Source organism: Oceanobacillus halophilus, assembly GCF_003628505.1.
GTDB lineage: Bacteria > Bacillota > Bacilli > Bacillales > Amphibacillaceae > Oceanobacillus > Oceanobacillus halophilus.
Genome location: NZ_RBZP01000011.1, coordinates 22687 through 39229 on the forward strand (window position 1 = coordinate 22687; position 16543 = coordinate 39229).

Annotated in this window: 13 protein-coding genes; 5 read left to right on the forward strand and 8 right to left on the reverse strand. The window is 35.8% G+C overall.

Annotation, left to right across the window (positions count from 1 at the left end; translation table 11 throughout):
- Positions 1 to 17: 17 nt before the first annotated feature.
- The 5 genes from D8M06_RS12975 to mgsA form a co-directional block, all read right to left on the reverse strand.
- Positions 18 to 878 carry a sugar phosphate isomerase/epimerase family protein gene (locus D8M06_RS12975; protein WP_121204836.1) on the reverse strand — a complete coding sequence of 287 codons (861 nt, stop codon included), beginning with the start codon at positions 876 to 878 and terminating at the stop codon, positions 18 to 20.
- Positions 875 to 1885, reverse strand: coding sequence for a Gfo/Idh/MocA family protein (locus tag D8M06_RS12980; protein ID WP_121204837.1), 1011 nt, complete (start codon positions 1883 to 1885; stop codon positions 875 to 877). The genes D8M06_RS12975 and D8M06_RS12980 overlap by 4 nt, the downstream gene beginning before the upstream one ends.
- A gap of 71 nt (positions 1886 to 1956) precedes the next feature.
- The gene (locus D8M06_RS12985; protein WP_194074636.1) at positions 1957 to 3108 is read right to left on the reverse strand and encodes a Gfo/Idh/MocA family protein; all 1152 of its coding nucleotides are present in this window, start codon (positions 3106 to 3108) and stop codon (positions 1957 to 1959) included.
- A gap of 2 nt (positions 3109 to 3110) precedes the next feature.
- Complete coding sequence (locus D8M06_RS12990) at positions 3111 to 3971, reverse strand: helix-turn-helix transcriptional regulator (protein ID WP_121204839.1); 861 nt, start codon at positions 3969 to 3971, stop codon at positions 3111 to 3113.
- A gap of 373 nt (positions 3972 to 4344) precedes the next feature.
- Positions 4345 to 4752: a methylglyoxal synthase gene (gene mgsA / locus D8M06_RS12995; RefSeq protein ID WP_121204917.1), complete on the reverse strand. Its 408-nt coding sequence runs from the start codon at positions 4750 to 4752 to the stop codon at positions 4345 to 4347.
- A 227-nt stretch (positions 4753 to 4979) separates the two neighbouring features.
- Here mgsA and D8M06_RS13000 point away from each other — a divergent pair, with 227 nt between their 5' ends.
- Complete coding sequence (locus tag D8M06_RS13000) at positions 4980 to 6176, forward strand: ROK family transcriptional regulator (RefSeq protein ID WP_121204840.1); 1197 nt, start codon at positions 4980 to 4982, stop codon at positions 6174 to 6176.
- A gap of 53 nt (positions 6177 to 6229) precedes the next feature.
- Here the strand turns inward: D8M06_RS13000 and gndA are convergent, their stop codons facing one another.
- Both gndA and uxaC read right to left on the reverse strand, forming a co-directional pair.
- A complete protein-coding gene (gndA, locus tag D8M06_RS13005; protein ID WP_121204841.1) occupies positions 6230 to 7639 on the reverse strand; it encodes an NADP-dependent phosphogluconate dehydrogenase in 1410 nt (469 codons plus the stop codon).
- A 90-nt stretch (positions 7640 to 7729) separates the two neighbouring features.
- A complete protein-coding gene (gene uxaC, locus D8M06_RS13010; RefSeq protein ID WP_121204842.1) occupies positions 7730 to 9127 on the reverse strand; it encodes a glucuronate isomerase in 1398 nt (465 codons plus the stop codon).
- Between the two features lie 281 nt (positions 9128 to 9408).
- Between uxaC and D8M06_RS13015 the strand changes: the two genes are divergently transcribed.
- From D8M06_RS13015 to D8M06_RS13030, 4 genes are all read left to right on the forward strand, one after another.
- Positions 9409 to 10578 carry an ROK family transcriptional regulator gene (locus D8M06_RS13015; RefSeq protein WP_158591793.1) on the forward strand — a complete coding sequence of 390 codons (1170 nt, stop codon included), beginning with the start codon at positions 9409 to 9411 and terminating at the stop codon, positions 10576 to 10578.
- 194 nt (positions 10579 to 10772) lie between these two features.
- Positions 10773 to 11777 (forward strand): TRAP transporter substrate-binding protein, encoded by a 1005-nt coding sequence (locus D8M06_RS13020; protein WP_241558951.1) that lies wholly within the window; start codon positions 10773 to 10775, stop codon positions 11775 to 11777.
- Positions 11770 to 12255 (forward strand): TRAP transporter small permease, encoded by a 486-nt coding sequence (locus tag D8M06_RS13025; protein ID WP_121204844.1) that lies wholly within the window; start codon positions 11770 to 11772, stop codon positions 12253 to 12255. Before D8M06_RS13020 ends, D8M06_RS13025 begins: the two co-directional genes overlap by 8 nt.
- Positions 12255 to 13550 (forward strand): TRAP transporter large permease, encoded by a 1296-nt coding sequence (locus D8M06_RS13030; protein WP_121204845.1) that lies wholly within the window; start codon positions 12255 to 12257, stop codon positions 13548 to 13550. The genes D8M06_RS13025 and D8M06_RS13030 overlap by 1 nt, the downstream gene beginning before the upstream one ends.
- 331 nt (positions 13551 to 13881) lie before the next feature.
- Here the strand turns inward: D8M06_RS13030 and D8M06_RS13035 are convergent, their stop codons facing one another.
- Positions 13882 to 16326 carry a Lon protease family protein gene (locus D8M06_RS13035; RefSeq protein WP_121204846.1) on the reverse strand — a complete coding sequence of 815 codons (2445 nt, stop codon included), beginning with the start codon at positions 16324 to 16326 and terminating at the stop codon, positions 13882 to 13884.
- Between the last annotated feature and the right edge of the window lie 217 nt (positions 16327 to 16543).

Consider the following 16543-nt stretch of genomic DNA (forward strand, 5'->3'; position numbering starts at 1 on the left):
GATATTAAATTATTTTATTAAAACCAGTCAGAGTAACCTAACTTTCTAAGATTATTAGCTGATGTTTCTAAGCAAACAAATGGATCCACACCATATGTGTCATCTTGTTCGATTAGGAAATATTTCGCTCCACTTTCAAGGCCCGCTTCCATAATTGCAGGGATATCCAAGTTTCCTTCGCCAACCTCAGCAAACTCGATAAGATTCGTAAATTTATTAAAGAATTTACCCATATCTTTTAAATCATCTTCTTGGACATCAAGTTGGCCAATACGATAATCCTTCAGATGAAGTAATGCGATACGGTTTTTATATTCTTTTACAAACTCAACCGGATTTACCCCAGCTCTTTGAATCCAGTGTACATCTAATTCGAAACCAAGTTTAGATGTATTATTCTTAATAATATCTAGTAGGTATTCGCCATCATATTTTTGGAATTCAATATGGTGTGTATGGTAATAAAGTTCAATTCCATGTTCAGCTAAACGTTCTGCCATTGCTTCTGCTCTATCGATAAATGCTAGGATTTTATCTTTATCACCCATAACAGTTAATGGCAGCATTCCGATACGGATAAAGTTACAATTTAATGTTTTACAATCATTAACAATTTTATCAAAGTCATCCGTGAGAGTTTCCCCGGGTGTACCTGGAAGCATTGGCTCTAAAGGAGCTGACATTGCAGAAATCTCAATACCAAATTCTTCACTAGCACGTTTTAATGCAGCAACATTTTCCTCTGTCATAGGGATTTGTGAAACCTCTACAGAGCTAAAACCAAGCTCATGTAATTTTTTCATTGTTTCATATGCACCAAGCTCTTCTACTTTATCCTTTAACATCATCATTTGAACGCCGATTTTGCCTTTTGTCATTTGTATACCTCCATCGGAATTGTTTGTTTTATTTCAGACGACCTGCGAATAGCACTAATCATCTCCATGGAAACTTGCGCATCTTTCACATGGATATAGTCCTGTGAGTCGTTTTCAATACAGGAATAAAAATGTTTGATTAGCTTCGAATGACTGGCACCATAATAAAACTTGCTGCCAGGAAGCTTTTCATCTTCTATCACTCGTTCTTTTTTACCTTCTTCATTCGTTTTGGTTAGAATACTATCTTTAATCGTCAATTTTCCTTTTTCTAAAATAACTTGAAACTCTACAGAAGAGTTTGTTGCATTTGTTACAGTGGCAAAGAATAATCCTGTTGCTCCATTTTCAAATTGAATATTCGCTGTTGCGGTATCTTCCACTTCATACCCATAGTCAAACAAATTATCGACAGATCCACGTATCGTATCAATTTTTCCACCAATGATTTGCATTAGATCTAATGTGTGAATCGCCTGGTTGATCATAACTCCACCACCAGACTGCCTCATTGTCCCTCTCCAAGGTTTCACATCATAATAAGACTTTGGTCTAAACCAAGTTACTAATCCTTTAATACCGATTACTTTTCCATAATCTCCACTTTCGACCAGTTCCTTAAGTCTTACGAAAGTCTCATTCAGGCGGTTTTGAAAACTAACACAAATCTTTACATCTTTGTATTGTTCTTCTAAATCTACTAAAGACATGCCCTCTTCTGCATTTCTTGCTAAGGGTTTTTCCTGAAATACATGAACACCTTTTTCAACACAAGCTTTTGTAGCAGGATAATGAAGGTGGTGTGGTAAGCATACATGAACACAATCCAGGTCTTCTTTTTGAAGCATTTCTTCATAATCCGTATAAAATTCTGGTCCCGGAACAGCACTTTCCAGTGTTTTATCAATATCACAGACTGCAACTAACTTTGCATGTGGACTCTCCTGAATGACCGGTATATGAATTTTTGAAATATCTCCAAGTCCTATAACTGCTACTCTAAGCATAAGCCTTGACCCCTTCTTTAGGAAATGTATTCGAAAAATGAACGGATCATTTTTCGAATACGTAAATCACCTTATTGATTATTTTTTTCTTCCTCAATTCGTTTATTTAACTCTGCAAAATATACTTCTTCGTCTACTGGAATTTCTACCTCTTTACCTAACCAGCTTGATAAGTGAATAGCGTTTGCTAAGGCAACTCCATTAATACCATCACTACCAGGAGCAATTAGAGGTTCTCCATCTAGAATGTTTGCAGCAAAGTTTTCTAATACAGCTACATGCTGACCGCCCCAAACACTTTCAAATTCAAGAACTTCTGTTTCGTAAAGTTCATCGGCATTTCCACCCATAACGAGTTTAGCCACTTCCATCATGCTCATAGTCTTGCTCATTTCACTTTCTGGTTTTCTTAAACGATAAATAGTTACTTTCTTACTGTCATCCACAACAATTTTTCCGTTATCACCTAAAATTTCAAAACGGTCCGTTCCAATGGCATCATGTGTACAAGTAACAAATACACCTGTCGCACCATTGCCATAATCAAGTAGAGTTGTTACTTCATCTTCTACAGCAATGTCTCTTTGATAGCCATATTTTACATTAGAGTATACTTTTTTCGGCATACCAGAAATCCATTGAAGAAGATCCAATTGGTGTGGTGCTTGGTTTACTAGCACACCGCCGCCTTCACCGTCCCAAGTAGCTCTCCATGCACTTTGATCATAATAAGTTTGTGGTCTCCACCAAGTTGTAATAATCCAGTTTGTACGACGGATGTTACCAATCTCTCCTCTGTCTACAATTTCTTTCACTTTTTGATACAATTCATTCGTTCTTTGGTTAAACATAATTGCGAAAGTAAGTTCTGGTTTTGTTGCTGCGAATTCGTTCAATTCCTTCACTTGTTTCGTATATACTCCAGCAGGTTTTTCACCTAAAACATGGACATCTCTTTTTAGAGCTTCAATTCCCATTTCCGGATGTAGGTAGTGTGGCACTGTAGTTACTACTGCATCTACGTCTCCGCTTTCAAGCATATCAATATAGTTTTCATAGAAAGGGACATCAGGGTATTTCTCTGCTGCTACCTTTTTCACCTCTGGGTCAATATCACAAATAGCACCAATTTCCATATTTTTTACTCGACCTTCCGAAATAAACCCTGCATACGTTCCACCTTGAGTACCTAAACCAATAATACCTAATTTCACTTTACTCATAATTAACTCTCCTCGCTGTATATTTTTAGACGTTCACGACGATATTCTTTCGCTGTCACGCCTACTTTACTTTTAAAATAACGGCTAAAATGAGACACGCTCTCAAAACCGCTCTCATTTGCAATATCTTTTAATGCTTTATCTGGTTCTGCTTCCAACAAGTATTTGGCCTGCATTAAACGAGAACCCATTACATACTCCATAATGGTAAAGCCTGTCATCTCTTTAAATACGTGAGATACATAGGATTTACTAATATTCAATGCTTCGGAAATGGAATCAATCGACAGTTTCCTCATATAATTTGATTGAATATACTCGGCGATATTCTCAGCATGCTCTGCCTTCTCCGCCTTATCATCTGTAACTTTTATGGATTCTAATTGCCCAAGCCGATGGACAATGCTTAACACTTGAAGTAACAACGCTTTCATTTCAAGTTCAGCATTTTTGTCCGCTAAGCCTTCTTTACGTTTAATCTCTTCCAAACGGCTGACAACTTTCTCCAAATGATTAAATTCCTCATTTCCCTTTGTACGAATTAAGCAATGATGGAGCTTCTCAAATACTTCAAGTAAATAATTACCACCAATTTCACCCAATAGTCCCTTCATCCACTGTGGTGAGAAATGAATGGTACTGCGGACATATTCACTATGTGGAGGAACATTTGGTTTATGGAGTGCTAAACCATCCATTAATAATATATCTCCTGGTTCTAAGTCATAAATTTGATTATGAATAAGATATCTGCATGAACCGGAATGGAATAAATAAATTTCATAATGTTCACGATGTGAATGATAATCAAGATTGTCCCAGATAGCATGTGCTCTATAATTCACGATTAACGGTCCATCCAATGATATCCCCCCTTAAGTGAATCTGTCTTAATTATTACACTTACAGAAGGCAATTTCATTACCCAAAACTGTTGAAAATACCATGAAAATTATCTGAGAGTGTTTTATTAAAAACAGTTCTAGTAAAATTTGTTAAATGAAAATGCTTACAAGTACCATTATAAATAATAATACCACTCTTTCACAGGACTGAAATTGCACGATTAGGATTTATATAACAATAGAGGATAGGGTAGGACAGTAGACTACTCGAAAAGAGACCCACTTTTTCTAGGAAGTGGGTTTTCTTTTTCAAGGAATCCTTGTCCAAAGAATCAAACTTTCCAAAGTAGATATCAACAAAGATTTTAATTATGACAAGTTTCTATAAGTGTTAATCATCTTGCCCACGAACAATTTCACGCCATCCTAAGTCTCCTCGTTCTAATGCATGAATAAATAATTCAGCTGCGCCCATGTTAGTAGCTAAAGGAATAGCATAGACATCACAAAGCCTCATTAATGCAGAAATGTCTGGTTCATGAGGTTGAGCAGTTAGCGGATCACGAAAGAAGATAACCATATCCATTTTATTTTCAGCAATCATCGCACCAATCTGCTGATCTCCACCTAATGGACCTGATTGGAATCGTTGAACTTCTAAACCGGTATTCTCAGATATTCGGGAGCCAGTAGTTCCTGTAGCATATAACGTATGCTTCCTTAAACTATATTTATAGGCCTGTGTAAAACGTACCATATCGTCTTTTTTCTTATCATGCGCGATTAAAGCAATTTTCATCATTTATTTCGTCCCCCATGTCATCATTAGAATTGTAGTAATCTTGCATCTTTATTTTACCTATAATTAAATGTATGAAGCTAGTCCCAAGTACCTCCATATTAATAATAAATAGTCTCACGTATGTATTTTTCTGTTATAATAGGTTTGGAAGCGTTTTATTCACGCTAAAAAGTATTGTTTGTATGCAAAACAAATATATAAAGAGACACAAGGGGGAGCCTAGCATGGTTACAGGTGATAGTGCTTATATAAAAAAAATCAATAGAAGTCTGATTTTAAAAAACATCATCGAACATCAAAGAATATCTAGAGCTGATTTATCTAAAATTACTGGCTTAAACAAAGCAACTATTTCCGTTCAAATAGCCGATCTATTAAAAGAAGAACTTATCTATGAAACACGGCAGGAACATAACGCAATAGGAAGAAGACCCATAATGCTTTCCATTAATGGAAAAGCCGGATATGTTCTAGGTATAGACCTTGATTATCACGAGATAAAATTTACTGTCTGTGACCTTCAGGGAAAGTCCATTCTAAGTGATAAAATTAAACCAGATACCGATAATTATGATGATATTGTCCAGTTATTAATAAAGCAAATTAAAATATACCAGCAAAAATATTCCGACAGTCGTTTTGGCATAGTTGCAGCCGTAATAGGTATCCACGGGACAGTTAATAAAGATCAAAGCATCTTATTTATCCCTAAATACCAATGGCATCACAAAGATTTGAAAACAGATCTCGAAAATGAGATAAAAGATTTGAACTTTTACTTGGAAAACAATGCAAATTTATCTTCCAAAGCTGAAAAGGTGTTTAAATATAATTACAGCGATAATTTGCTTACAGTTATTCTAACCTCTGGTATTGGTGCAGGAATCATTATTGATGGAAAACTTCACAGAGGATACCATGGCTATGCTGGCGAAATGGGACATATGATTATCGTACCTGATGGTATACCATGTAAATGTGGAAATCATGGTTGCTGGGAACGTTACGCCTCAGAACCTATTTTTGTAAATCAATTGAGTGAATACTATCATTCCAATTTAAATTATAATGATATTAGGAATTTATTAGATAAACAAGATCGAACTACCACTGAATTAATGAAAGAATATATCAAATATATTTCTATTGGCTTGAATAATATCATCAATCTATACAATCCTGAAACGATTGTACTAAATAGTGAACTTTTAAAGCTGTATCCCAATGCATTAGAGGAAATAAAGAGCAACCTGCATTCATCTGTAAGTCAATACCGGGAGATTGTTCTTTCTGAGCTTGGTCAGCAAGCATGTATACTTGGTGCCTGTGCTTTCGGTATTCAGAGCTTTTTAGAAGTTCCAGAAATCATACTCAGCATGGAGAATAACCAACAAGAAATTGCTGAAGAAGTGAAACTTTAAGCTATAGATTTATTAATAGAACCCCCTTTTAATGCAGGGGGTTCTTTTTATTCTTAGAACCAGTCAGCGTGAAATACGCCTTCTTTATCTTTACGTTCAAATGTATGTGCTCCGAAGTAGTCACGTTGTGCTTGAATTAAGTTCGCAGGCAAATCCTCGGAACGATAGCTATCATAATAAGCAATCGCACTAGAGAAAGTAGGAACAGGAATTCCGTGTTTCATTGCAACTGATATTACTTCACGTAATGCAGATTGATAATTCTCAACAATTTCTTTGAAATATGGATCTAACATTAAGTTATCTAGTTTTGGTTCCCGATCAAATGCTTCTTTAATTTTTTGCAGGAATTGTGCTCGAATGATACAGCCACCACGCCAAATCATCGAGATATCTCCATATTTAAGATCCCATCCATATTCTTCTGAAGCGGCACGCATTTGTGCAAATCCTTGTGCATAAGATGTGATTTTACTCATGTATAATGCTTTACGGATTGCCTCAATAAGCTCTTTTCGGTCTCCATCATATTTAACTGTTTCAGGACCGCTTAATATTTTGCTTGCTTTCACACGTTCATCTTTTAAGCTTGAAATAAATCGTGCAAATACGGATTCAGTAATTAGTGGAAGTGGAACACCTAAATCTAGAGCATTTTTACTTGTCCATTTTCCAGTACCTTTTTGACCAGCTTTGTCCATGATGACATCAACAAGTGGTTTGCCTGTGTCATCATCTTTTTTCGTAAATACATCTGCTGTGATTTCAATCAGATAACTATCTAATTCACCTTTATTCCATTCAGTGAAAACTTCATGTAACTCATCCGTATCCATCCCAAGAACATTTTTCATGATATTGTATGCTTCAGCAATTAGCTGCATATCGCCATATTCAATACCATTATGAACCATTTTCACAAAGTGCCCAGCACCGTTTGGTCCAATATAAGTGACACATGGATCACCATCTACTTTTGCTGAGATTGCTTCGAAAATAGGTGCAACTAAATCATATGCTTCTTTTTGTCCGCCAGGCATAAGGGATGGACCATTAAGCGCGCCTTCTTCTCCACCAGAAACCCCAGTTCCAATAAAGTGAATACCAGACTCATCTAGTTTTTGATTGCGTCGCATTGTATCTTCATATAGCGTATTACCACCGTCGATTAAGATATCACCTTTTTCTAAGTAAGGCATTAATGAATCGATTGTAGCGTCTGTTGCAGGTCCTGCTTTAACCATCATCATAATTTTACGGGGTTTTTCTAATGAATTAACAAACTCCTCAATGGTTTCTGCTCCAACAAAATTCTTTCCTTTAGCCTCATTAGCTAGAAATTCTTCTGTTTTTGCATAGGTACGGTTAAATACCGCAACAGAGTTTCCTCTGCTTTCAATATTCAATGCTAAGTTTTTACCCATTACTGCTAATCCGATAACACCAATTTGTTGTTTTGACATAGTTCTATCCTTTCTATATGTTCCTATTTTTTCTACCTAAACTATTTTATATGTTGCACATTACCTAATCAATTAATATCTGTCCACCATTTATATGGCAAAATATCGCTTGGCATTTTCGTAACAAATGTTTCTTACATACGTTTCAAGCAATTTCATATCTTTTGGTGCTTTTCCTTGTTCTACCCATGTACCTAATAAATTACACAGGATTCTTCTAAAATATTCATGTCTCGGGAATGATAGGAAACTTCTAGAGTCCGTTAACATACCTATGAAATTACTAATTAACCCTATATTGGCCAATGTTTTCATTTGGTCTTCCATTCCGTCAATTGTATCATTAAACCACCATGCTGTACCAAATTGTACTTTTCCAGGAACTTCATCACTTTGGAAGTTTCCTGCCATTGCTGCAAGTACATTATTATCACGAGAATTCAAGCTATATAATACAGTTTTTGGAAGTTTATCATTAAAGTCCATTGCATTAAGCAATCCTGATAATTTATCAGCTAATAGCCTATCCCCAATGGAATCAAACCCACTATCTGGCCCAAGAAGCTTAAACATTCTTGTACTATTATTCCGTAATGGATTAATGTGAAGCTGCATTACCCAGCCTTTTTCGGCATACCATTCTCCAAGTGTCACTAATGTATAAGTTTTAAATTGCTCCACTTCTTTTTCTGATAGAGCTTCACCTTTTTGACGTTTTGCAAAAATAGCTGATACTTCATTCTTAGTAGCATTCTCAAAGAAAATGACATTTATGCCATGGTCAGAGCTTCGACAGCCACGTTCATCAAAGTAATTGACTCGTTGTTCTAATGCACTTAAGAAATCATCATAGCTTTCAATACTTGTATTTGTTGCCTGTTCTAGTTTTTCTACCCAAGTAAGAAAACCTTCTTTTTCAATTCCTAACCCATTGTCTGGACGGAATGATGGGGATACCGTAAAGTCTATATCTTCTTTAGCTAAATCTTCATGAGCCTTTAAATCGTCCGTTGGATCATCTGTTGTCCCTACAAATTCCACGTTTTTATTTTTCAACAGATTTCTTACGGACATTTCAGGAGACCGAAGTTTGGCATTCGCTTCTTCCCAAATCGCCGGTGCTGATTCTTCATTAAATACCTCAACTATATCAAAGTAGCGAAGTAATTCTAAATGTGTCCAATGATAAAGTGGATTACCAATCGTATTTGGAATTGTTTTTGCCCATGCAAGGAACTTATCATAGTCACTCTTGTTTCCTGTAATATACTCCTCACTAATTCCGTTCGCTCTCATTCCACGCCATTTATAATGGTCGCCACCTAACCAAACTTGGGATAGATTTTCAAAATTCTTATCCTCTAACATTTCATACTGATTTAAATGGTTGTGGTAGTCTATAATCGGTAAATTTTTTGCAGTATTATTATAAAGTTCACGCGCTGTTTCATTATAAAGTAAGAAATCATCGGTTATAAATGTCTTCACATTAACTCCACCTTTCAATAATGTATTTTCACTTTTTATCAATGTTAGTAACATTAATAAAATAGAGCATAACTAAAGTAAAATATCTTTTAAAATAATTATTTGTTTACTAAACAAACATATTCACATATACTATAATATATGTAAACGTTTTAGAATTCAAGACAAAATGCAAATTTTTATTTGAAACATTTATTGTCGATAATAGACGTTTACTATTACCTAATTATTTTATATTCTTCATGCTGCATATATTACTTATAAACATCGGGGGAATCTTAATGAAAACAGGAGACGCAGGTTATATAAAACAAATAAACAGAAAGATACTAATTGAGGAGATTATTAAAAACATATCCTTATCCAGGAGTGATTTAGCTAGGATAACCGGACTGAATAAAGCTACAGTATCGGCTCAAGTAAATGATTTTCTCCAAGAAGAAATTGTTATAGAAGAGTATGGAAGTGAATCAGGCAATCGTGGTAGAAGGCCTATTATTTTGGAGATAAATGACAAGGCTGGATACAGTATCGGGATTGATATAGATGCCACAGAAATCTCTATATTATTCCTAAACTTAAAAGGACATACCTTTTTTACTTCCAGATTTGAAGTTCAATTTGATAATTTAGGTCAAGTTACGAATCAGCTTATTAGTACGCTCACTCCTCTAATAGAGAAGTATAATCGAGTATATAAACCATTAGGGTTAGTCGGGATTAGTGTTGGTATTCATGGAATTGTCAATAACAAAGAAGAAATTATTTTCACACCGAAGGAAGAATGGTCTAATATCAGCATCAAAGAACAATTAGAAGAAGCATTTCATACTCCTGTGTATATTGACAACAATGCAAACTTAAGTGTTTTCGCCGAGCAAGTGTTTGACGAACATATTTCAGACTTATTCTGTATTACCCTATACTCCGGAATAGGATTGGGTATCATAAGTGAGAATAAAATTTACCGTGGCTACAAAGGCTTTGCAGGAGAGATTGGACACATGATTGTAGAGTCACATGGCTTGCAATGCACTTGCGGGAATAAAGGGTGTTGGGAGCTATACGCTTCAGAAAGAGTACTGATGGAATCTCTGAAGGAGATCGATCCTTCTTTATCAATTGAGGAAGCTTTAATAAAACATTCAGAAAAACACTTAGAGGTCATTGATCAATACTTAGAGTATTTAGCTGTGGGACTAAATAATGTCATTAATATCTTTAATCCGGAAAAGATTATTTTAAATGGAACCATTATCAATGGAAACACTCCATTTATCGATGATATTACCAACCGGTTGAAATCAAAAATGAATAACTTCAGGGAAATTAGAGCCTCAAATATTGGCGAATATTCCTCTGTTCTCGGAGGGGCTGCTTTTGCCCTCAAAAACTTTTTTGATATTGACACCATTGACTTTACCGCCTATGAAAACTTAACCAATCTCTAGTATTACTAAAGCTGAAAGACCTCCTTTCATATTATGATTGGATGTCTTTTTTTGTCTGTTTTCTAACGCTTTGACTCAACTACTAAACATTATTCTATCTTTTTTTCGTATGGAATAATCTAATGTCAGCCAATATAAGAATACGAAAAGATAATTAATTCTATTATGATACAACAAAAAATGGGGGGATACTTTTGAGGAAAACTACTAACATCTTATCTACATTATTCATGTTATTCCTACTTTCCGGCTGTCAAAATGCAGAAGGACAAGCTGATACAACAGAATTAAAACTTGCCCATAATCAAACATTAGACCACCCAGTTCATCTTTCACTAGTGGAGTTCGGGAGATTGGTGGAGGAAAAATCAGAAGGTAATATACAGGTTAAAATTTTCCCCAATGGGCAATTAGGTAGTGAGCGTGAAGTTATAGAGCTTACCCAAACCGGAGCAATAGATGTAACAAAGGTCAGTGCTAGCGCTCTAGAAGGATTCGCATCTGATTATTCAGTTTTCAGCTTGCCTTATGTATTTAAAGATTACGAAACCTTTAAGAAGGTGATGAATAATCAAAAGGTAACTGATAACCTTTATTATCAAACGGAAGATATGGGGTTCATTGGACTTACATACTATAATGCAGGTACTAGAAACCTGTATACAAAAAATAGAGAAGTACGTGATGTGACAGATATGAAAGGACTTAAAGTAAGAGTTCAGCCAAGTCAAACCAGTGTACAAATGATTGAATCGCTTGGAGGTATTCCAACAGCAATGGCTTATGGGGAGGTTTATACGGCGCTTCAATCTGGTGTGATTGATGCTGCCGAGAATAATGAGACCGCCTTAGTTGGTAATAACCATGGTGAGGTAGCAAAATACTATATGTATACTGGACATCAGATTGTTCCTGACATGGTCATTATGAATGCTAATACACTTCATAACTTAACCGCTAAACAACAAGACATTATTCATGAAGCTGCCGAAAAATCCACTCTCTACCATGAAGATGTCTGGGCTAAATCCATTGCAGAACAAACCAAAATTGCTAAAGATGAAATGGACGTAAAATTTATTGAAGTGGATAAGGACCCTTTTATTCAAGCGGTACAGCCGCTTCACAAAAGATATTCCAGCAATGAAGAAACAAAAGATATCTACCGACTAGTTCAGGAGGCGATACTAGGTGAATAAAGCAAAAAAATGGGTTGATACAATTCTAATAAGCCTCTCATCCATATTATTACTGACTATGGTGGGTCTCTCTTTATGGCAAGTTCTAGCAAGGTATGTGTTGAATATATCTTCCCCTAGCACGGAAGAACTAACGAGATATCTCTTAATATGGTTTGGTTTGCTAACAGCAGCATATGTATTTGGTGCCAAAAAGCATATCGCTATTTTATTCTTTCGGGAAAAATTTGGACCTTCCACACAACTCCTGATTGAAAGGATAACAGATATTCTTATTATCATAGTTGCAGGGGTTCTTATGGTTTATGGTGGTATAAAAGTAGTCCTATTAACTTCTGCCCAAACTGCAGCTGCAACAGGAATATCAATGTCTTTTGTATACTTTTCTTTACCGTTAAGTGGTTTTTTTATTATCTTCTATACTATCCATAGCATAATGACTGAACAAACGGCCGAGAATGAGGAGGTGGGTGTGTAATGACAGCTATGGCAGGTGTCCTATTATTTATAAGCTTTGCGCTATTACTTTTAATAGGTGCTCCGATTGCAATTGCGATTATACTGAGTTCGGTAATAACTTTTTTAACCGTTCTACCATTTGATGTAGCAATGATGACCTCAGCTCAACGCATGATTACAGGGATAGATAACTTTACGATGTTAGCCATTCCTTTATTTGTACTGGCTGGAATCATTATGAACAATGGCGGAATTGCCTTTCGCTTAGTTAACTTTGCAAAAGTTTTAGTTGGTAAACTACCTGGATCACTTGCACATACCAACACAGTGGGAAACATGCTATTTGGCGCAATTGCTGGTTCCAGTGTTGCTTCTGCAGCAGCGATGGGAAGGATTATGGGGCCAATGCAAGCAAATCACGGCTACAAGAAAACCTATTCTGCCGCAGTTAACATTGCCTCTGCTCCAACCGGATTAATCATACCTCCCAGCTCCGTACTAATCGTTTATTCCCTCGTTAGTGGTGGCACTTCTGTAGCCGCTTTATTTATGGCCGGTTATATACCCGGAATTCTCTGGGGGATTGCTGTGATGGTAGTGGCTTATTTCATGGCAAAAAAGGAAAACTACCCGGTTTCTCCAATGCCTAACTTCAAGGATGTTGTGTACATTATTGGTAGTGCCATCCCAAGTCTTTTGTTAATTGTTATTGTAATTGGCGGTATTGTAGCAGGGATATTTACAGCTACAGAAGGGGCAGCTGTTGCTGTATTATATTCAACCATTCTTGCTCTAGTATATAAGGGGCTAAGATGGAAGGATATCCCTAATATCTTAAAAGAAACAATTGAAATCACGGGGATGATTCTTTTCTTGATTACATCCTCAGCGCTATTTTCTCTTGTTATGTCCTATTTAGGATTACCAGCTGCAATAAGCAATGCTTTACTATCAATAACCGATAATCAAATTGGCATTTTGCTAATTATGATTGTTATTCTGTTGTTGGTTGGTACGTTTATGGACATTACGCCGGCCGTACTAATCTTTACGCCCATTTTTTTACCGGTTGCCCAAACATTTGGAATGGATCCTGTCCATTTTGGGTTGGTACTATGTTTCAGTCTATGTATTGGAAATATGACACCACCTGTTGGGAGTGCTTTATTTGTAGGTGCATCTGTAGCAAATGTTAGAATCGAGCAGGTGATAGGGACATTAATTCCATTCTTCATGGTTGTTATACTCGTATTATTGCTCGTTACATTCATTCCGCAATTGTCATTGTTCCTGCCAAATTTATTTAACCTATAGAAAAACGCTTAGACTTCACACCTTGAGCATTTCTTTTTATTGCGTGATAAACCCGATTTCTTCGCGGACATTTATTCCGTTATTTACATAAAAAGTTTACATTTTAGGGGTTAGTGGACAATTATTCCGCTATATGATGGAAATCACAGTGAATTTGCACCTTTAATGCTACATAGCGGAATAGCTGTCCGACTGAACCTCCAAATTAACGCTTCCGCTAATTATAACGGAATAATTGTCCGATGTTTTTACGCTGCAGACCAAATTCTGTGCAATCTGATAACTGGTGCGTTATCTCGTATTCTATACTCGAAAACCAAACACGTTAAAATTATTTCAGAGCGGGTTTATCTTTGTCTAATTCTCCTTCTTTTCTATTTAAAGCTATCTTATTAAAATTAGCTAGTTTCTTGGTTACTTTCTCGTAGACTGTCTTTTGTTCATTGTCTATGGTTCCATCACGTCGACATGCTGGAAGTCCGGTTAGTAATTCAATTCCTTCTTCTACGGTTTTTACTTGGTAAATGTGGAACATTCCATCTTCAACCGCTTCAATTACTTCGTCTTTTAACATTAGATTTTTCACATTTTGGTGTGGGATAAGTACTCCCTGCTCTCCTGTTAATCCCTTTGCCTTACAAACATCAAAGTAGCCTTCTATTTTTTCGTTCACACCACCAATAGGCTGGATTTCTCCTTTTTGGTTAATGGAACCGGTAACTGCTAAACCTTGATTAATCGGAATATCTGCTAGGCTAGATAAGAGCGCATATAGTTCGGTACTGGATGCACTATCCCCATCAACTCCGCCATAGGATTGTTCAAATGCTAATTGAGCAGATAAGGCAAGTGGCTGTTCTTGTGCAAATTTATCTCCCAAGTACCCACTAAGAATATAGACACCTTTACTATGGATATTGCCACTCATCTTACTTTCCCTCTCAATATTTATGATTCCGCTTTGACCGACATAGGTGTTGGCTGTAATTCTGGATGGCTTTCCAAAACTGTATTGTCCTGTTTGATATACAGCTAAACCATTTACCTGCCCTATTTTATAACCACTTATATCAATTAATATATCTCCAGTTTCTATACCTTCTTGTATTTTTCCTTCATACAAGTTGGATCGATATTTCTTATTTTCGATGGCTTTTTGAATATGTTCTGCACTAACAACAAAACTTCCCATGATATCTGCCCATGAATCCGCTTCATAAATAATTTCTACAATTTGATTGAATCGGGTGGAAAGTTTATTTTGATTTCCGGCAATCCTTATACTATGTTCAACCATCTTAGCTACAGCTGTTTTATCAAAATTCTTTAACCCTTCTTCTTTGCAGCGAGTACGGATAAAACTGGCAAATCTATTGATATTCATCGTATTATTGTCCATTTCCACATCAAAATCTGCCCTTATCTTAAAGAGTTTCCGAAAATCTTCATCATAATGGTATAATAATTGATAAATATCAGGACTCCCAATAATGATAATCTTAATATCTAATGGAACTGGCTCTGGTTTAATGGAAGTTGTAGATACCATTCCTACTTGCTCACCAATATTTTCGATGAGTAGTTTTTGGTTTATTAAGGCCCTTTTTAGAGCATCCCAAGCATAACTGTTAGATAAGACATCTTTAGCTTGGAGGATAATATATCCACCATTTGCCTGGTGCAGATACCCAGCCTTAATTTTCATGAAATCTGTACTTAAAACACCCATCTTACTCTCATACTCTACTTTACCAATTAAATTATAATAAGTAGGATTATCTGCAGTAACAACGGGCGCTCCTTTTGTTTCACTATTATCAATTAAAAGATTAACATTATATTTAATAGTTGAATCCTTTTTCTTTGCCACTAAATTACCAAAAGGATTATCATCATCCTCTTCATCCCGTCGAAATTCATCTGTATTCTCCAGAATATCTATCTCTACTTCTTTTAAATAATTTAATATAACTGGGACAGCTTGATACCTTTCCGTTAACTCTTTCATCAAATAATCAACAGGTACGGAAGCCACTTTACTATCTAAGTTATCTAATTCCTCTTGGACAACTTTCTCCATTTTTCTCATATCATTCGTAAATTCCAATACCTTTTCCTGAAGGATATTCGTATTCTCCTCAATCTTCTTCAGTTGTTCACTATCCAAGTTTTTATAATCCTCTTCACTAATAGGTTGATTATTCATGATTGGAATCGTTACAATACCAGAACTTGACTGCCGGACAAAAAATCCATAATCCTTGGCTAAATCACTAAATTTTTCAAAGGCCTTCTTACTTTTTTCTTTAAATTCACGAATAATTAATGATCGTTCTTTATGATAACTCTCCTCATTAAAAGCACGAGGAATGTCATTCTTAAGCTGATTAATAAATTCATTCATGTCTTTCTTCAATCTTTTCCCAAAGCCTACAGGAACCTTTAATAACATTGGTTTTGCGTTATCTATAAAGTTATAAACATAGCACCAGTCAAAGAGCTCTATTTCTGTACTTGCAAACTCCCTAACTATAGAATTAGTATAGTTAGTTTTACCTGTACCTGATATACCAGATACATAAATATTATAACCTCTTCTGTTTACTTTCAGGCCAAAAGACATAGCTTCCCTTCCCCGCTCCTGTCCAACAATTCCAGTAAGCGCAGGCACCTCTTCTGTTGTTTCAAAATCAAATGTTGAGTAATCTACCGTCTTCTTTAGTGCCTCTTTCGATAATTCTAAGCGTTTTTTCAAACTACTATTTATCCTATTCATATAGCATTCTCCTTATAACAGCATGGTGGCACTATCTTAAAGGTATCTCTATATTTAGCATAAGTTAATCTTGTCAAACAGAGCAACCACAATAAAGCGTTTTCACACATTGTTCATATCTGCTGACCTTTAGGGCTAGTATATGATATTTTCTTATATTACTTTTACACCGACGTTAATCTAAGTCTATACAGAATTTAAAGCATAATTATTTGCG